The sequence below is a fragment of the Arthrobacter sp. lap29 genome, assembly GCF_032458965.1.
Lineage (GTDB): Bacteria > Actinomycetota > Actinomycetes > Actinomycetales > Micrococcaceae > Specibacter > Specibacter psychrochitiniphilus.
Genome location: NZ_JAUCEK010000008.1, coordinates 211420 through 227066 on the forward strand (window position 1 = coordinate 211420; position 15647 = coordinate 227066).

At 56.2% G+C, this 15647-nt stretch carries 10 protein-coding genes; 3 read left to right on the forward strand and 7 right to left on the reverse strand.

Annotation, left to right across the window (positions count from 1 at the left end; translation table 11 throughout):
• The first annotated feature begins 84 nt into the window (after positions 1-84).
• Positions 85-837 carry a hypothetical protein gene (locus RY113_RS14515; RefSeq protein ID WP_315915132.1) on the forward strand — a complete coding sequence of 251 codons (753 nt, stop codon included), beginning with the start codon at positions 85-87 and terminating at the stop codon, positions 835-837.
• 604 nt (positions 838-1441) lie between these two features.
• On the opposite strand, the gene RY113_RS14520 is transcribed toward RY113_RS14515, so the two are convergent.
• The 5 genes from RY113_RS14520 to RY113_RS14540 form a co-directional block, all read right to left on the reverse strand.
• Positions 1442-1987 (reverse strand): hypothetical protein, encoded by a 546-nt coding sequence (locus tag RY113_RS14520; protein ID WP_315915133.1) that lies wholly within the window; start codon positions 1985-1987, stop codon positions 1442-1444.
• A gap of 702 nt (positions 1988-2689) precedes the next feature.
• Complete coding sequence (locus RY113_RS14525) at positions 2690-2992, reverse strand: hypothetical protein (protein WP_315915134.1); 303 nt, start codon at positions 2990-2992, stop codon at positions 2690-2692.
• Positions 2993-2996: 4 nt separating this feature from the next.
• Positions 2997-3746 carry a cell wall-binding repeat-containing protein gene (locus tag RY113_RS14530; protein ID WP_315915135.1) on the reverse strand — a complete coding sequence of 250 codons (750 nt, stop codon included), beginning with the start codon at positions 3744-3746 and terminating at the stop codon, positions 2997-2999.
• A gap of 107 nt (positions 3747-3853) precedes the next feature.
• Complete coding sequence (locus tag RY113_RS14535) at positions 3854-4732, reverse strand: hypothetical protein (protein ID WP_315915136.1); 879 nt, start codon at positions 4730-4732, stop codon at positions 3854-3856.
• A gap of 890 nt (positions 4733-5622) precedes the next feature.
• Positions 5623-8946, reverse strand: a complete 3324-nt coding sequence (locus RY113_RS14540) for an ATP-binding protein (protein WP_315915137.1) — start codon at positions 8944-8946, stop codon at positions 5623-5625.
• 1605 nt (positions 8947-10551) lie between these two features.
• On the opposite strand from RY113_RS14540, the gene RY113_RS14545 reads away from it, so the two are divergent.
• On the forward strand, positions 10552-11223 hold the full coding sequence (locus tag RY113_RS14545; protein ID WP_315915138.1) for a hypothetical protein: 672 nt from the start codon (positions 10552-10554) through the stop codon (positions 11221-11223).
• A gap of 184 nt (positions 11224-11407) precedes the next feature.
• On the opposite strand, the gene RY113_RS14550 is transcribed toward RY113_RS14545, so the two are convergent.
• Positions 11408-12451: a DUF4238 domain-containing protein gene (locus tag RY113_RS14550; protein WP_315915139.1), complete on the reverse strand. Its 1044-nt coding sequence runs from the start codon at positions 12449-12451 to the stop codon at positions 11408-11410.
• 277 nt (positions 12452-12728) lie between these two features.
• Here RY113_RS14550 and RY113_RS14555 point away from each other — a divergent pair, with 277 nt between their 5' ends.
• The gene (locus tag RY113_RS14555; protein ID WP_315915140.1) at positions 12729-13235 is read left to right on the forward strand and encodes a GNAT family N-acetyltransferase; all 507 of its coding nucleotides are present in this window, start codon (positions 12729-12731) and stop codon (positions 13233-13235) included.
• Between the two features lie 975 nt (positions 13236-14210).
• Here RY113_RS14555 and RY113_RS14560 read toward each other — a convergent pair.
• Positions 14211-15575 (reverse strand): hypothetical protein, encoded by a 1365-nt coding sequence (locus RY113_RS14560; RefSeq protein WP_315915141.1) that lies wholly within the window; start codon positions 15573-15575, stop codon positions 14211-14213.
• Between the last annotated feature and the right edge of the window lie 72 nt (positions 15576-15647).

Consider the following 15647-nt stretch of genomic DNA (forward strand, 5'->3'; position numbering starts at 1 on the left):
GGCCATCAACCGCGCTTGAGTGCAAATCCAAGAGAAACCTGCGAGGAAGTCGACAAATGCGGAGCCAAGTGCTGACATGTAGTTATGCAGCCTTCAGCGCGGGACAAACGGATACGAACCAGTGCCGGGCTGGCCATCATGGCCTTGGGACTCTTGTCGGTTTTCATGGTCTTTGCCTCCGGTCATGACCGTTGGGCTGATATTCCGTTGGCAGTCTTATATGGCCTCCAAGCCCTATTCACGTTGAGCGCAGGCATCTACCTAGCCCACGGCCGAGGCAAGGCAGGGGGCATGGTGCTGCTTCCTGGCCGGTGGCGGCGCATAGGTTTAGCCGTCATAGCCGCGTTCGGAGCTGCCGCCGTCGTCTTCGGATTTACGGCCGGGCCAGAAGCCCTTGTGACAACTGCTCTGTGGCCCAACATGGTTGGACTGTGGATTCTGCTGCAGTTCCGAACCCTTGGGGAGCGGTTCAAGAACTCGGAACAATGGACTACCGGTTTGCCCATCGCCGTCGCTCTTGATTCGCTTAGCCGAGAGCTCCATCAGCCGGGGCTCAGCACAACGACGGATGGCCAAGACGTGTGGGTCAAGATCGGGCGAGACTGGACAGGTGGAGCCTGGTTCCACAAGGATGCTGCTCGTTACCTGAAATCCGTGACCGGCGTCCACTTTCGTGCCGATGAAATCGACGGCGGGACCAGAATCACCGCCAACAGTGGAGACCGGACAGTTGAAGGCATGTACGACGTTCTCAAGCTATCGGACGAAATGAGCGCGACGGCCGTGGAACTCGCTAGAAAGGTAACCACGCATCATCCCGACGGCATGCATTCTTAAAACATGTCCCGTTCACCATTCTCCTTGTAGGCCATCCAGTGTCCACTGGAGAATATGAGCTTTGGAGAACATTTTGAAAGCATGGAAAATTGGCTTCGGATGCTTAGCAACTCTCAGCATGGTGATGATCTTCATCGGAAGTGGCGCACTCGTTAGAGGCATTTACGCCGCCCTATTTGTCGTATGCCTTATCGTCATGGCCCTCGTGTCAAGGAAAGATCCTTCACGCAAATGACATCGGGGTAAAAATGGCACCCTACGAATCGGATGACCTCACGCTATACCCACTGTCCCGGTTGGGGTTCCGGTTGTGGCCACGGCGCTGAGAATCGTTCAGGTAGCGGCCACCAGCTAGTCGATTTTCTTCACTGTTACCGGGCTACGGCGATTAGTTCTAGTTTGACGCAGACCGCGGCCTCCGCGTCTATTCAGATGCTGTCATCGAAGGCCGAAACGCCTGCGCGTAGCGACGAGGGAACTCAACGTGTGAGGGCATAATCCGCGGGTGGCCTACGAGCAAAACTAGTGGTTTCCACCAGTCATAAACGCACCATGAATTGAGTCGACCAAACGTTAGGTGGTCTTCCGTTGACAATTCCGGGTTTTATCTGTGCGCTGTTGCCTCGGGTTCACTTAGCCGCGTTCTCAACTCCTCGATCTGACTTGGCAACCCTGCTAACTCCCAGAGCCCACGATTAGTAACAACCCGCACGATATGTAGCTGAGGATTCATAGACCAAATATTGCGCAGACGCGGCCGTCGCCCCGTGTCCTCGCCGAGCTCGCTGACTTCCAATTCAACCGGGGCACCGCTGGGTATGCGCACCTGCCAGAAGTAAGGCTGGAAACTCAGCTGACCGTAGCCAACTGTAATACGACCATGCCGCCATTTGCCATCCTGCTCACGAAGGGCCGCCTCGAACCGGTCTCCAACCAGCCGCCTCCCAATGACTTTCCTCGATAAAAGCGTAAAAGAAGCGACCACCAGCGTGACAACGACGACGAGCAGTAACAATCCAGGCGTGACCTCACGACCATTCCCGAAAATCGCCGGCACAACAAGCACCACAAGGATCCCGATGAGCATGCCGCCGACAATGCTGAAAATGAGGAAAGACTGTTCACGAAGAGGACCGCGATTGCGAGGCATTGACGACCTCCATGATGGATTGATAACGAATTGCGAAAGAAGAGTACAAATTATCCCGAGCATAATCTGCGACTACGCAGCCGTATAGAGCCACGTTGCCAGGGACGCGCTCAGATCCGACGTACGTTACCGCCAACGCGGAGAAGAATGCATCGCCTCCATGTCCCGTAAGGGGGTTCCCCTTGCGGGACCTTGAGCTGATAGGAGCCTGGCTAGCTGGAAGGCAATCGCGTTGGAATGGGCCGGTTCTCGCCCATCTTTCGGCGAGTGGTCCAGGGCCATGTTGTCGAATCAGCCGCGCTGGTCTAAATGTATGTCATATGGGAGGGCGTCACCCAGTGAGAGACGTCCGTGCCGAGAGCATATTGCTCTAGCTCGGAAGTACACCTGTGAATTGTTCAGTCGCGTTGGCAGCATTGGTGCGGAATCTGGCTTCGCGCAATAGACGGTGGCCACAGTTGTCGCCGGTTGCCCACTCTTCTAGGTTTCCGTCGTCATTTATCCCATCGGTAAGTTCTGCAGAAACAAAATCATCAGACGTACCAGGCCGGCACTCTGGGCATGGTTGGTTGTTTGTAAAACGGATTCGATATCCAGACATGTGTCTAGCCCCTTTGAGGTTGGCTTTATATTTACAGGCGGTCATGTTGTTCACACCGGTGCCGAGTGCGCTGGCGCCTCCGAGGAGGTGCCCTAGGAGGTTTAGGAGGTGTTGTTGCTGGCTAGGATGCCGTTCGGATTGACCACATACAAGGGTTCCATCTTGGCTCTTGCGATGGCAGAGCCGGTCAGCGCATCGGGGCAGCCGAATTCGGTGGCCGAACAAACCCTGTTAGCAGCCTTAGCTAAACCGGGGTTGAGATTTGGGCTGGTCGCGAGCAGGCAGGAAGGGCCAAGCGCTTTCAGGGACTTTTCCACTCCGGTCGAGGCCACGCCAGTTCCGTCGGCAATCACCGTTCTCTTCACGCGCAGGCCGATCGGCAGGGAAGTGGTTGCCGCATCCAATGATTTAGCTGAACTGTAAACGGGCACGACCGGGGCACCGGCGGGGACCGAATGCAGACAACGCGTCAGGATAGTCCACGCCAGTGGCGATGCAAGCTGTCGCCGAGAACGCGCGAGTGACGACGGCGCGAGAGGTCGCGCAACGGTTGGTCCCGGAGCAGCTGACCGTGTTCGGCACGATCTGCCTAATCGCGGTGAATACGGTGTTGGACGCCGCATAGGTGCCGCCGACGGCGAACTTGGCTGGGTTGAGCCGCTCGATCTTATCCCCAGTCGCTGCCGGCAGTACACCGGGCGGGGTCAGTAGCAGCGGTCCTACTTCCATCGCCGCAACCGGGGCATCGGGGCAGTTCGTGCCAGTGGCAAGGTAGACAACCCTGTCCGGGCATGGATAGCCGGAGCGAGAACCATTCACGGCGGTGGTGTACCGGCCGGGAGCAGCAAGCCGATCCACGGCCTTGCCGTTCGAAGCCGGCGAAAGCACCACGGGCAGCAGCGATGGCGGGTTGTTGTCGCTGTTGACACCGCCAGCATTGCCGGAAATGCCACGTCCCTGGCAATCGCCCTCGGTGCTGTCTCTGCCGCCGCCGGGAACCCCTCCAGTCCCGGCCGGGAAACAGATTTCTGATCCGTTGCCACCGACGTCAGGGACATAGCCAGGTCCGCAGTTGACTGTGGCTTGGGTCGTACCGGCACCGCCGAGAGTCAGGGCAGCGGCTATGGCCGCTAGTTTTTTCTTGAACAAAGTGGTCATCCCCAAGGAAAAGGTCCGAGATACTGCAATGTTTGAGCCGGTTTGCGGCGGCTATGCGGCTTCAATGTAGTCCATGCAGCTGAATCTATGGTCGTAGTGGATCATACCTAAGGCAGTGGAACTTCCATCCTCAGAAGGTGCGTGAAGGGCTCGGAAACGTTGGCTCCCGTCCCAGGCGGGAACGCCACACAGTCACCAAACGAAAATTTTTGAGACCCAAACGCGAGAGTTTCTACCCCGTTTTCGAATCGTCGGCGGACGCTGTTTAGGATCTGCTGCTGGATTGCCAATCGATCAAGTAGTCGCGCCCGAGCATTTACCGTGCCGTCAGCGGCGTCGATCTTTACGACTAGGAACAAATCGACAGGATGGGGGAGCCACTTAGGTTCGGCGAGGAAACCTTCAAGGTTGTAGGTTCCAGCTTCTACAAAGTAGGACCACTGAAGAGCGTCGTGTCCGTCATCTGGGGCCTCCAGCCAGTCCATTCGCATCTTTACTTGGCAACCGAACGCCTTGAAAGGACTGTCCAAAAGCTGTTTAAACGTTTCAGGGAGAGTAGTGCAAAAATGGCGCCAGAAACCAATGTCGAGACCATCTCTATGCACGAATAGATCAACGTCGCTTATGGTCCCGTGACCGCGCGCCTTTTTGCCACGAGTCTGGTCCCATGCACTGAACACTCGCAAATCCTCGCCGCACTGACCTGCGGTTTTACTCCGAACGGCTTTAAAATAATCAGTATAGTTTGGCTTCCAATTGAACCCGTCAGAGGGCGAAAACATTAGGGCCGTTATTGTTTCGGCTAACCCACCGGGCCACGCTGCGTTGCTTGCGAGCCTAAAGAATTGGCCACCTTCGGCCACGTGCTTCATCTGCATTCTTGAACCGATCGCAAGATGCAGAACTAGGCCTTCAGCAGGTGTCATTGTGCCATTGAGAAAGCTTTTGGCAGCCGCTGCAGCGGCTGGTTCCAGTTTGAAAGTCATGAAGTGACTCTATCCAAAATTCGGATCGAATTTGTGCGCTTTCGAGACGACTGGCCGACTTGAATTTGCGCGCAAGAGGCCTAGGCCGTTTTTGCCTCTAAAGTGGCTCTGACCCGCGGAACATAACCGCAGGTAAGCGGCCCTTTTTGTGCCCCGGGCCGGACTCGAACCGGCGGCCAAGAGAAACTCAGGACTCTCATGCCAACAACATCCATTAACCCAAATACACTGTGTTTCCGGGGGAGTGCGGAACAACGGAGCCCCTTTGACATACCAAGGATTGCCATGGGTTCTCGTTGAAAAACGTGAGTATAACGTGACCAAGCGCTGAAGCGTCGGGGTGGAGTTGCTGTTTGATGGCCGTTTGCAGGTTCATCGACATCGTCGACGGTATGTCACTGGTTGTCAAGTGCGGGACCTAGCATGCCAATATACTTTGCGTCTCAAGGGATCGATTTGTCTCGGGTGTTCAATCTTCCCGATGTGGCCTGAGAACTGCTTCATCGTGACGTTTCCAAGGCGACCCATTAATGCCAGTGATCCGAATGCGTAACAGCTTCCGTGCGGCCCCTGATTTGCTATTTTGACGGACTCGAAATTGGATCGATTTCGTGAACCAAACTGCGAACGGTTAAAAAGGTTGATGCACAGAATAGGCTGCGACCGCTCACGTGCCTGCAGGTTTTCTACCAGCCGAGACGCCGCTCCTGCTTCTCCCTCGCACGTGCGGCCCCGAGTTGTCTGCCTAGTACTTCAGATGCCAATGCACAGACTTCGTCAAGCGCGGGCTGTTGCTCGCGCAGCTTTGCGAAGAACTCGAGATCACTGAGAATCGCATCCGACTCGTTCCCGGTCCAGCTGCTATTTCCAAGGGCGGCAGCGACGATGCGTTATGGAGAAACTTGTGCAGCCATGAGAGCCGGCGCGAGAGCTATGACGGTGTGATCGCGATAGCCTGACATCGTTCTGAGAAGGTCCTCTCCATCCACAACGCCCTCCGCCAGCAAATCACTGGCAAGCTTCGTGTCGGTACCAAGGACGTCTCCTGCGTAACCACTGCGGATCAGCGTCTCGGCATCAAGCGTCGTGACGATCCGCCGCTTTTGATCCTGCGGAAGGTTCCTCAACGCATCAGGAAATGACTTCACCAGTCGGCGCGCACGCGAAGAAAACCCAGTCGTTTCCGCGTTTGCGATGAACCAGTCCGCGCAGAGCTCGGGATCAGTGGTCAAGGCGTGCTTAAGTATCTCGCCGAGGCGCCAACTTGAGTGCTGTGGCAGCTGGTCGGGAGCTGCCCCGACCAGCGCCGTCCGCCAGACGGGCCTGAGATCCTCGGGCACCTCCGGTCCACGACCCCGTGTTCCCTCTCCGAAGGCGACGGCAGCTAAGGCACGTACTGATGTGCGTGTGTGTATGAGTAGTTCACGCAGGATTGGGGTCACGGACTCATGGATCCACAAGTCGCCGATAAGCGGGACGTCATCGTCGGTTAGACCGTCGATGACAGTGTGCGCTAGATCATCCAGTTCGCAGTCTTCGTGCGTGATTGCGCGCAGAGCCTCGGGCCGTAGCTCGGGGACCTCGATCGCCGACATAACCAAATCATCGATATCAGCACCACCTGCGCGGGCCTTGGTGATCAACGGGGCAACGAGGGGGCGGGCGATTGCCTTAATAGCGGCTTCCAGCCATGCGCCAGCGTTGGCCACCTGCTCGGCGAGAGTGCTCGCGAACGCAGCTCCCTCATTGTTGCCATCGAGAACTGATGCCTCAACCACAAGCCTTTGGTATTCAGTGACGCCTTCGGCAGCAGTTAGCTTATCCAGGTCTCGTGCCAGGGACGTCAACTGCTTCCGACGGTCGGCCATCCAACCGTCGATGTCGTCGTCAGGTTCTCGCACTCCTACGAAGCGGCCAAGATGATCGTCGTCGACCGGGAGCTCCTCCAGCGTTGTGGGCCCGCCGTTCCAGACAGAGACGAGGGCGAGTCGTCTATTAACCCGAATCGGCACCGCCGTGAAGCGTCTGGCTAGCACCGTCAGGGTGCTGAGCACCAGCTCGGCTCCCCTAGCGCCGGCAGTTCTATGCTCGGGTGAGGCATCGCCCGCATGGTTCGTGATGCCTACGGCAATCGCCGACCATGAATCAAAGATTTCGCAGAGTTGTACCACTGCACTATGAGTGATGCTTGAAGCTGCCTGCCCCCGGACTCTGGAATCGATCTTGCTCCAGTGTTCGAGTAATGATTCCATGGCCGCCGACGACATCATGCCCTGTGACATGGTGAGGCTGAGGTGGCTACTTGGATCAGCCCAGTTGCCGTCAACGCGGGGGTCGAAGACATAATGTGTGACCTCTGCGAGCACCTGCCACCGGGTCACGTTGGGATTTTCATCGAACCACTCGACGACATATTCCAAGATGCGGTCGCGCAAGGTATCAACGGGCCCTTGATCAGGGTCTAAGTAGTGTGCCATGTCCTGGATAACCCGCATCGGGTGGTCGGGGTGCTGGTGTCGAGGCCGGTCGTCGCTGACTGCGAGGTCGAGCAGCCCGTGAGTGGCCTCGCGAGAACATGAACGGCGGAAAGCGGTGCGAAGGATTTTCTCTGCAGCAGCGCCGGAGGGGTCGTAGGTCACACCACCGTATAGGGTCTGAGGCTCACGAGGCGAGTCAAGGACAGCGCGGGCGAGGACGGCAGCGCGGTCAGCTGAAGTCTCGTCGATGCCACTGTAGACCTCGATCAAGGCAAGTGGAATCTCGTCGATCTCCTTTGCCGATGTGTTGTAGAACCATGCATCGGCCATTGCCCTGACGCCTGTATCTGGTACATCGTTGGCCACATTGAGGACTGCACTGTCCAAGCGCTCATCACGTGGGAATTTGATGGCGAAGGAGGCCCAACTCCTTCGCTTTCGTACCCCGAAGAAGGTTGATGCGACGATGAGTGAGCGGAGCGGAGCGAGCACAGACCACTTGTCACTTGTCCGCTCCACGAGACCTCCTTGAGCGGTGACCTCTAGCCAGGCGATCAAGTCGGCGAACGGGACACAAGCATGGCTTGCAATAATCTCGATGTCCTCAAGAGAGGCTGCTCCAAGCGCGGCGATGCAGGCCAACGCGTCATTGAGTACGGCGCTGCCTGCAATAGTAGTAGCGAGGCCCGCCACTTGGTCAAGAAGCGACTGACCGGTTGCCAGATCGTCGCCTGCACCGTTGACGACCAAACGAGAAAGGATGGCCGCCCAGCCTGGTCGCCCATCGGACTGCTCGAGTACCAGCGTGCGCGCGTGGACGCCGTGGACTCCGAGCGCTTGGATCATCTGATCGAGTGCGGCTCGCGGTAGGCGGTCCACGTCGACTCGCGTCGGCTTGTTGAGCAGAGCCTCTACCGGCGCCTCGGTTCCTGGCCACGCCGCGGCGACTATGGTGAAGCTGAACCGTTCCCTGCTGCGAATGCTAACCAGCTGCTCAAGGAGCTCCTGATGAAGGTGGGCATCGTCTAGCACTACGGTCGTGGGATCTATGGCGAACAGGTCGTCGGCAAGGTGGTCGCGGGCAAGGCGGTCGATGAAGTGGACACTACCTTCGAGCTCCGCCAGCATACGGCTCTTGCCAACCCCTGGAACGCCTACTAAAGCGACATCGGTCGTCCGCGCTACCGCGGCGCGCAGGTGATCCAACTCCTCGTCGCGCCCGAACAGGTCTGTGAACGTCGACGAAGGCTCGGGTGCCTTCGTCGTCAGTGCTTCAAGACGACCCTGGATTCCCGTCAGCTCAACGCGGAGATCCGAGTCTCGGCGCAGAGACTCAACAAGCCACTGCCTTGCATAGATGCGCGGCACCGGGAAGTTATTGGTTCTACAGTAGGCCTCGATGTTGCGGCGTTTGGTATCCGAAAGACTCTTGGACGTAATCATCACAAGCAGATCCAGTCGGAATGTCTCGCCCGCATCCCAGAATTTTTTCCACGTTTTATGGCTGCTTTTGAGATTACTCAGGGAGTCGCCTGTCGTTACCAAAATCCGCCCGCGAGAGTCCGGATCGTCAGCAATGGGAGCAATGATGTCGCCGTCACGACCGCCATCACTGCCGCCTTCAATACCAACCACATTCTCGTAGTGGTTCGCCATCAGGGCCACGGCACACCGCTCAAACACGTCGGCGTCAATGCCTGCGTCGAGTTTGCCCGTGATGCGTTCGTTCAGATTCATAGACTAAGTCTGCCAGTAACTCCCGGTGGTGGCCCGCGCGCTAAGGATCCTCGTGCAGGGCAAGCTGAGAGTCGTGTCGGCCGCAGGCTAAATGCGCTGGAATGGACCCACCGTAGTCCATGGTTGGGTTGGTGGTTCACGGCAGTACTGCCGACTGACGAGAGTAGAAAGATTGAGTCGTCTGGGCCGGGCCGCCAGCAGTCTCGAGGGAAGTTATTGACCAACGGACCGTACTTTGTGCCGGGAAACTGCGATCGGAGGCCCAATATTTGGGAGTCGCCGGCTGAAACAACGTGGACTCGGAAAGTCGCGGATTCTAGGGGTTTTTCTGTCCCGCAAGTTGAAAAATGTGACAACAAGTATGGATTAATCGGACCTCGGTAGGGCAAAAACGTGATCAACTTTTCGTTCAAAAACGTGAGTAGAACGTGATTTAGTACTTCCGGGCACCTGACAAAAACAGTAAAACCGCAGGTCAGAGGTACTTTTTGTGCCCCGGACTGGAATCGAACCAGCGACCAAGAGAAACTCAGGACCCTTATGCCAACAGTCGTCATTCACCGCCAAGAACCGCTAGTTTCCGGGGAAGTAGGTGCCGATTGGGGCCCCTTGATATGTCATGATTTGTGGTCGGTTGTCGGTCAAAAACGTGAGTAAATCGTGACGAGGCTGCGTAACGCAGGACCGGAGCTGTTGATTGAAAGCCGTTTGCAGGTTCATCGACACGGTGGACGGTATATCACCGGTTGTCGAGATCAGGATATTGCGTGCCAACAAGCTGTGTTGTTCGGAATGCTGATTTGGACAAAGCTCGAACCCGTCCCAGCGGGGCCAAAAAGGCTATCTGGAGGTGCCGATTTCACAGCAAGAATGGACGTGAATTGTGTCGTTCCTAGATGGAAAGCACTCATTCAGTCATCGATTTGCGGTTCTGGCTGGCCTGAAATGGGATCAGTTTCGTGAGTCAAAATGCGAACGGATAGTAGACCGTGTGCAGAATAAGTTGCGATCGCCCGGCCGGATGCAGGCTCGATTTTTGGCCTGAAGCCTGCTTGATCTTGCCCTCGAGTTGCAGATCCGGCATGTTCCGCTCCGATAGTGGTGAGGGGGTGTCTGCAAAGTCGTTCAGCTGACTGTGAGGCCAGCTCGCTTGTGGGCTCGGGCCGGGGTAGCTTTGGCAAGGATTCGCTCGCCTTTCAAGCGCTGGACCGTGATCAAGCTATTTCGTAGGGATGCCAGGAATCGAGGCGCAGTGCCTCGCCTGATCTGACATTTCTACCGTCGTCTCGTCATGTCCCTTTTCCATGGCAAGCCGTATTAGACGCTTCAACAGCCGCGCCACTTGGAAGCTATGAGCACCTGTTTCCTCAGCGCGGAGGCCAGCGAGGTGACGGTTTACACGGTCTGCGGTGAAGAACCGTTTCCCGGGCGTTGAATTCACGTGTGCTATTACCGATTGAATCGGAAATTACGACGATAATTTCCAGTATGACTATCGAAACATCACTTCGATCAATACGCGCCACGTACGCCGATCTAGACGGGTGGCAGGAGCGAGCTCGACGAATGCCGCCCGAGCAACCTGAGCGAGGTAGCCCACTCGCAGTGGACGACACCGTGTACCCGTGGCACGCCATAAGCGAGGCGGCCCGACTTTCATTGATGACATCGGGCGAGCATCTGCGACTAGCCCGAACCTCGATCGAGGCTGGTCAGGTCTATCCCAGCGCGCACTTCACCGTGCTTCGTGGTGCACTGGTGGGGGCAGCGCAAGCAGTATGGATTCTGGCAGCGGAAGAACCAGCGAAGCGTCAAGAACGCGGACTCACATTGATTGATGAGATGTATCGGCAACTGCAGACGTACTATGGGGAGCTGGCGGCCTCTCAGTTGACCGCGGAAGAACGAGCAGCTCTCAAGGGCCAAGTCGATTGGTGCATGGACCGGCGGGGGCAAGTCGCGAAGGTTCGTCGAACGAATACAAAGCTCATTCAAACCGACATCATCAAGTGGGCCCTGCATCATCGCTTCCCAGATGATCAACGACGCAGCGCGGGGAGATTACTCTGGCGGCAGGTGAGTGCTGACGCACACGTCTTAGGATGGTCCATGTTCCAGCGCGGGAATGTGGTGACTTCTGACCGTCGCTCCGGCTTGGGAGTGAGCGAGTCCGGCGGGGACCTGTCACAAATCGCCGAACCGTTCGTGGCTATTCATCTCCTCCTAAAGGAGGGCTGGTCTTTATTTGACCGCCTCTGTGAGTCCCCAGCACTATGATTTCCTGACGAATGGACCGACGCTCGCTGAGGATCCTTTGCTGAAACTGCAAGGGGTGAAAGTCGTGACTCACGCTAATGCCGATGCTAAGGACGGGCGTGCTTTCCGAATGCGGGTTCGCATCGACCGGCCGAAACTCGTATTGCCTTGCCAAGAAGCGGCCCTCCGCTTCGCCATGTAGCGGCTAGCGACTGCCATAGGTACGTTTGGCATGCTCCAAGTGCTCTGACATCTGGCGCACCGCATCGAGAGGATTGACCACCGGGCTTGGTTCCGCAGGCAGGTCCTCATCATCCCACGTATGGAGGTCCAGCCATCGTCGTTCAATCCCCATATTTGGCGGCATCGCGTCGTAGTACATGATCGACTGGGAGGCCGTGGAGTCTCGGCGTTTCACCGTGTCCTGAATGATGGACTCGTGCATCTTCAACCGTGGATCATGTTCCGGGTGGAAGAAGATGTGGCGATGGGCGGTCGCAATAATGAGATCGTTGAGCGCCATCGCCAGCCCACCGGGGAGATTGATCCTGTGGTCTCGTCTCAGTCGAGGCTGGTCATCGTGCAACGCACCGGGCAGGTATAGGAACCGGTGCGGGTCTAGTGGGACATAGATGTCCCAGTAGCTTGCAGCGCGCAGTTGGTCCTCATCGTCCTGCCCATTGATGATTTGAACGGGAACGTCGGAAGTGAACAGACACAGGTTCGTAAACCCAATGCCCCATGGTCGTCGCGCCAGAAGAAAGGCGAGCGGTCCGATCTCTCGCGCAATGTACTCCAGGTGGGGATTGTTGCTTGCTAGCCGTGAGGGAAACGGCAGCGACTCGCCATCCAGTTTCCTTAGTCGTTCTCTTTGACGGGCTGTTCTGAGGATCTGTGCAGCGATCCACCATGCAATGGCATGCCGGGTTTCGTCCCGTGTCGGCCATTTTCCAGGCAGGGCACTATCAGCCGGTAGGCGCCCTTTATCGAGCACGAAACGAAATGCGGTGGCCGCTTCACCCTCTATGATCCCCAAGAGTTGCTCCATATGGTGATGGGGCACCCCTTCAGGATCGGTCCCCCAGTAGAAGCCCTTGGCGGACCCCACATTGCGGATGCCTTGCGTGAAGTCGGTTTGGGGCCTATCTGCAAGGGCCGCTTGTATAACCTGGGTGGTTGCCGCCTGCTTGGCAAAGCGTTTGAGGTACATCACCGGCACGATGTGGTCGTTCGTGCTACCTGGCTTCATCTTCCCTGCCCCTCCTTGAATTTCTCGCAGCTGTCCGGCGCATAGAGCGCAATACTGAATTGAATATATCCTTCCCGTCACTCTAGGCGCGTCTCCGCGCTATACACGGTGCACTGACGCTGGACGTCTAGGCAGATCTGATCCAAAACTTTGGGTGCCACTGGCACCGGTGAAGGATTCGCTTTCGGAACTCCTTGGCGGTCCTGTTGGACGTTCCGTTCGCGGGACATGGCCGGTGCTAACTGATCCAGAACTGCCGAAGTGTGATGCTAGTTCTGTGGACTTGAAAACAATCACCAATGCGCCAGCAATTGTCATTCGCCAGTATCGTCCCGCGGATGCTGCAGACACCATGGCGATATTCCTCGCTGACGTGACCGATACCGCTGCCGCCGACTACTCACCGGAGCAGATTCAGGCGTGGGCACGCCCAGAAACGCGCGAACTATCCACCTGGCACGCCGCGATGCATGCGAGGAACAGTTACGTCGCGATCGTCGATGGAGAGCCAGCAGGCTTCTCAGACGTAGACCGGCTTGGGTATATAGACATGATGTTCGTGGACCCTCGTTTCCTAGGACTTGGGGTAGCACGGCAACTGCTTGCCCATGTGGAGGCCTACGCACGTGCAGGACGCCTGACAGAGTTGACGGCCAATGTCAGCATCACGGCCAGACCCTTCTTCGAGCGCTACGGATTCACCGTCGAGGCGAAACAACATCCTGTGATGATCGGCGTAGAACTAACCAACTACGCAATGAAGAAGAACCTACTGAGCAACTGATCCACATCAAGAACGAAGTAGTTCCCAGCGGCAACATTCCCGCTAAAAGGTTCCTATTACCGGATAGTGAGTTGACACCTGGCCGATTGAATGAGCACCGCGTCGGAAATCTCTTGTCCCAAACCACCGTTAGGCTAGTGGTTCGAAGCTTACCGTCCGAGTCAGCGACGGGATCAGGACGATCGGAGGCCCAATAGTCAAGAGCCGCCGGCTGAAATAACGCTGACTCGGAAAAACCGCGGATTCCCGCGGTTTTTCTGCCCCGTAGGTTGAAAAACGTGACAACAGGCGCGGATTAATCGGACCTCAAGGGTCAAAAACGTGATCAACTTTTCGTTCAAAAACGTGAGTTGAACGTGATTTGGCCTTTCCGAGCGGCCGTCGAAAACAGTATAACCGCAGGTCAGAGGCCCTTTTTGTGCCCCGGACTGGAATCGAACCAGCGACCAAGAGAAACTCAGGACTCTCATGCCAACCGTTGCCATTCAACGCCGAAAACCGCCAATTTCCGGGGATCTTCAGGCCAGTGGAGTCCATCGATATGCCATGATCTGTGGTTGGTTTTCGTTCAAAAACGTGAGTAAAACGTGACGAGGCCCTGTAACGTAGCGCCGGAGCTGTTGCTTGATGGCCGTTTGCAGGTTCATCGGCATCATCGATGGCATGTCACTGGTTGTCGAGAGCGGGCCGTCGTGCGTTAACGACATGTGTTGTTCAGGGCGCCGTGTTAGTCCGGTCTGTCAGGCGGCCAGTTGCCCCTGCGAAAGATGCAACTTGGCGACTTTTTGTTGGGGGATTGAAGCATAAACTTACCTAATGTTACGTCTATTTGCTATCGATTTCGCCGTCCCGGCCGTCCTGAATCTGGAATAAATTGGTGAACCAAACTGCGAACCTGAACTGACTGGCGGAGACAAGAGAGTGCGAGCATTCCGCCTGCCGCGGGTTCAATAAATCGATGATCGAGAGGCCTAGTTAGCTGCTGATTCCCGTTTGTTGCTCTAGCCACTTCTGCCCGATCGTTATTCCCACGTCGGTGACCTTATCGGCGAGCTTCATGGTAAATGCTTTCAGGAACTGTTTTGCTTGGATTCGTCTGTTGGGCGGGGCGTTCGTATCTGCTAGTTCTTGGGTGGCTTCAGTCAGAGCTTGAGCTTCTTCATTGCCGAATCGTTGAATCAGGGACATGAGCTCGGCTGGGACAGCGTTGTTGGTGATGTTCCCACTGATGTGTTGGGCAACAACGCCTTCAACGTTGTTGAAGAATTGTTGGTTGATCTGTAGCGGCAGTTGATGTGGTTGCGATAAACGAGCGGGGAGCGGGATCACTTCAGGACTGGCCGGGATCAGCTGATCAAGCATCCTCTCTAGTAGGTCAGACGAGGCGTCAGAAGCGTACTCCAGCAAGTCAGATTCAAGGGCTTGCCGCGTCTGAAGCTGGTTCATTCTGAGGGAAGCATTTATCTTTTGGGTTACTTGTTCGCGTTCGTGTTTGGCGTCAAGTTGGATTCTTTTGAGTTTTTTGGAGTACGTGGAAACGAGCGCGGAAGCCATGACTTGATCGATACCTAGCCCTTGGATCATCGTGGTCGCGGCTGTGGTGTTGTCGATTATTGAGATGAACTGAGTGAACGTTTCTAATTCTTCCGACCAGGTGTGTTGCTGGGTGTTGTCTTCGGCGAAGAACTCGACTACGCGACCTTTGGCCGTTTGGTAGCCACCACGTCTGATGTTCCTGCCGCGTACTTGCAACAGCCAGTTATGGAACATGGAGAGGATTTCACTGGATTCTTCTTCGAATAATTTCCCGCTGGGGATGTAGATGCGAAACATCAAGTTGTTCTGGCTGTCGTCGAGGAAGTTGGAGGCCAGGGCGGATATGTCCAGATTTCGCTTGTAGGTTACGGGCCGAATGCCAGCCTCTGTAACCCGGTCGTTGACTCTGAGTCGCAGGGCTTCGTCGATATCCCCGAAGTGTTGTCTGGCTGCTGTGTCATTCCAGGTTACGCCGTCCCAAGATTCTTCATCACTTTCAGTCATCGAACGTGCTCCGCCGAGGACTGCTTCATGAATGAGAACAAGGTGAGGAACAGAGGAGACTTTTTCTAACAGCTTCGACGCTACAGACGCGTATTCCTCGGAGTCGATTTGCTCGTAGTTTTTGGCTGTCAGGGTAACAATGACCGCCATCAAATCGGGCTCTTGTAGAAGGTCAATGATTTTGCGCCAGTTGTCAGGCTTCGACTCGAGAAGTTTTCGATCATATGTCTTCTCTGCGGTTACGATCTTTGTCACCATCGCACTGGTGATACCGCCGATGATCAAATAGGGAGAACTCATGGCTACATTATGCGTGAGATTTGCTTATCGTGGTTGACACAAGCACCGCAACCATCGAGCGAGACTGTTGGT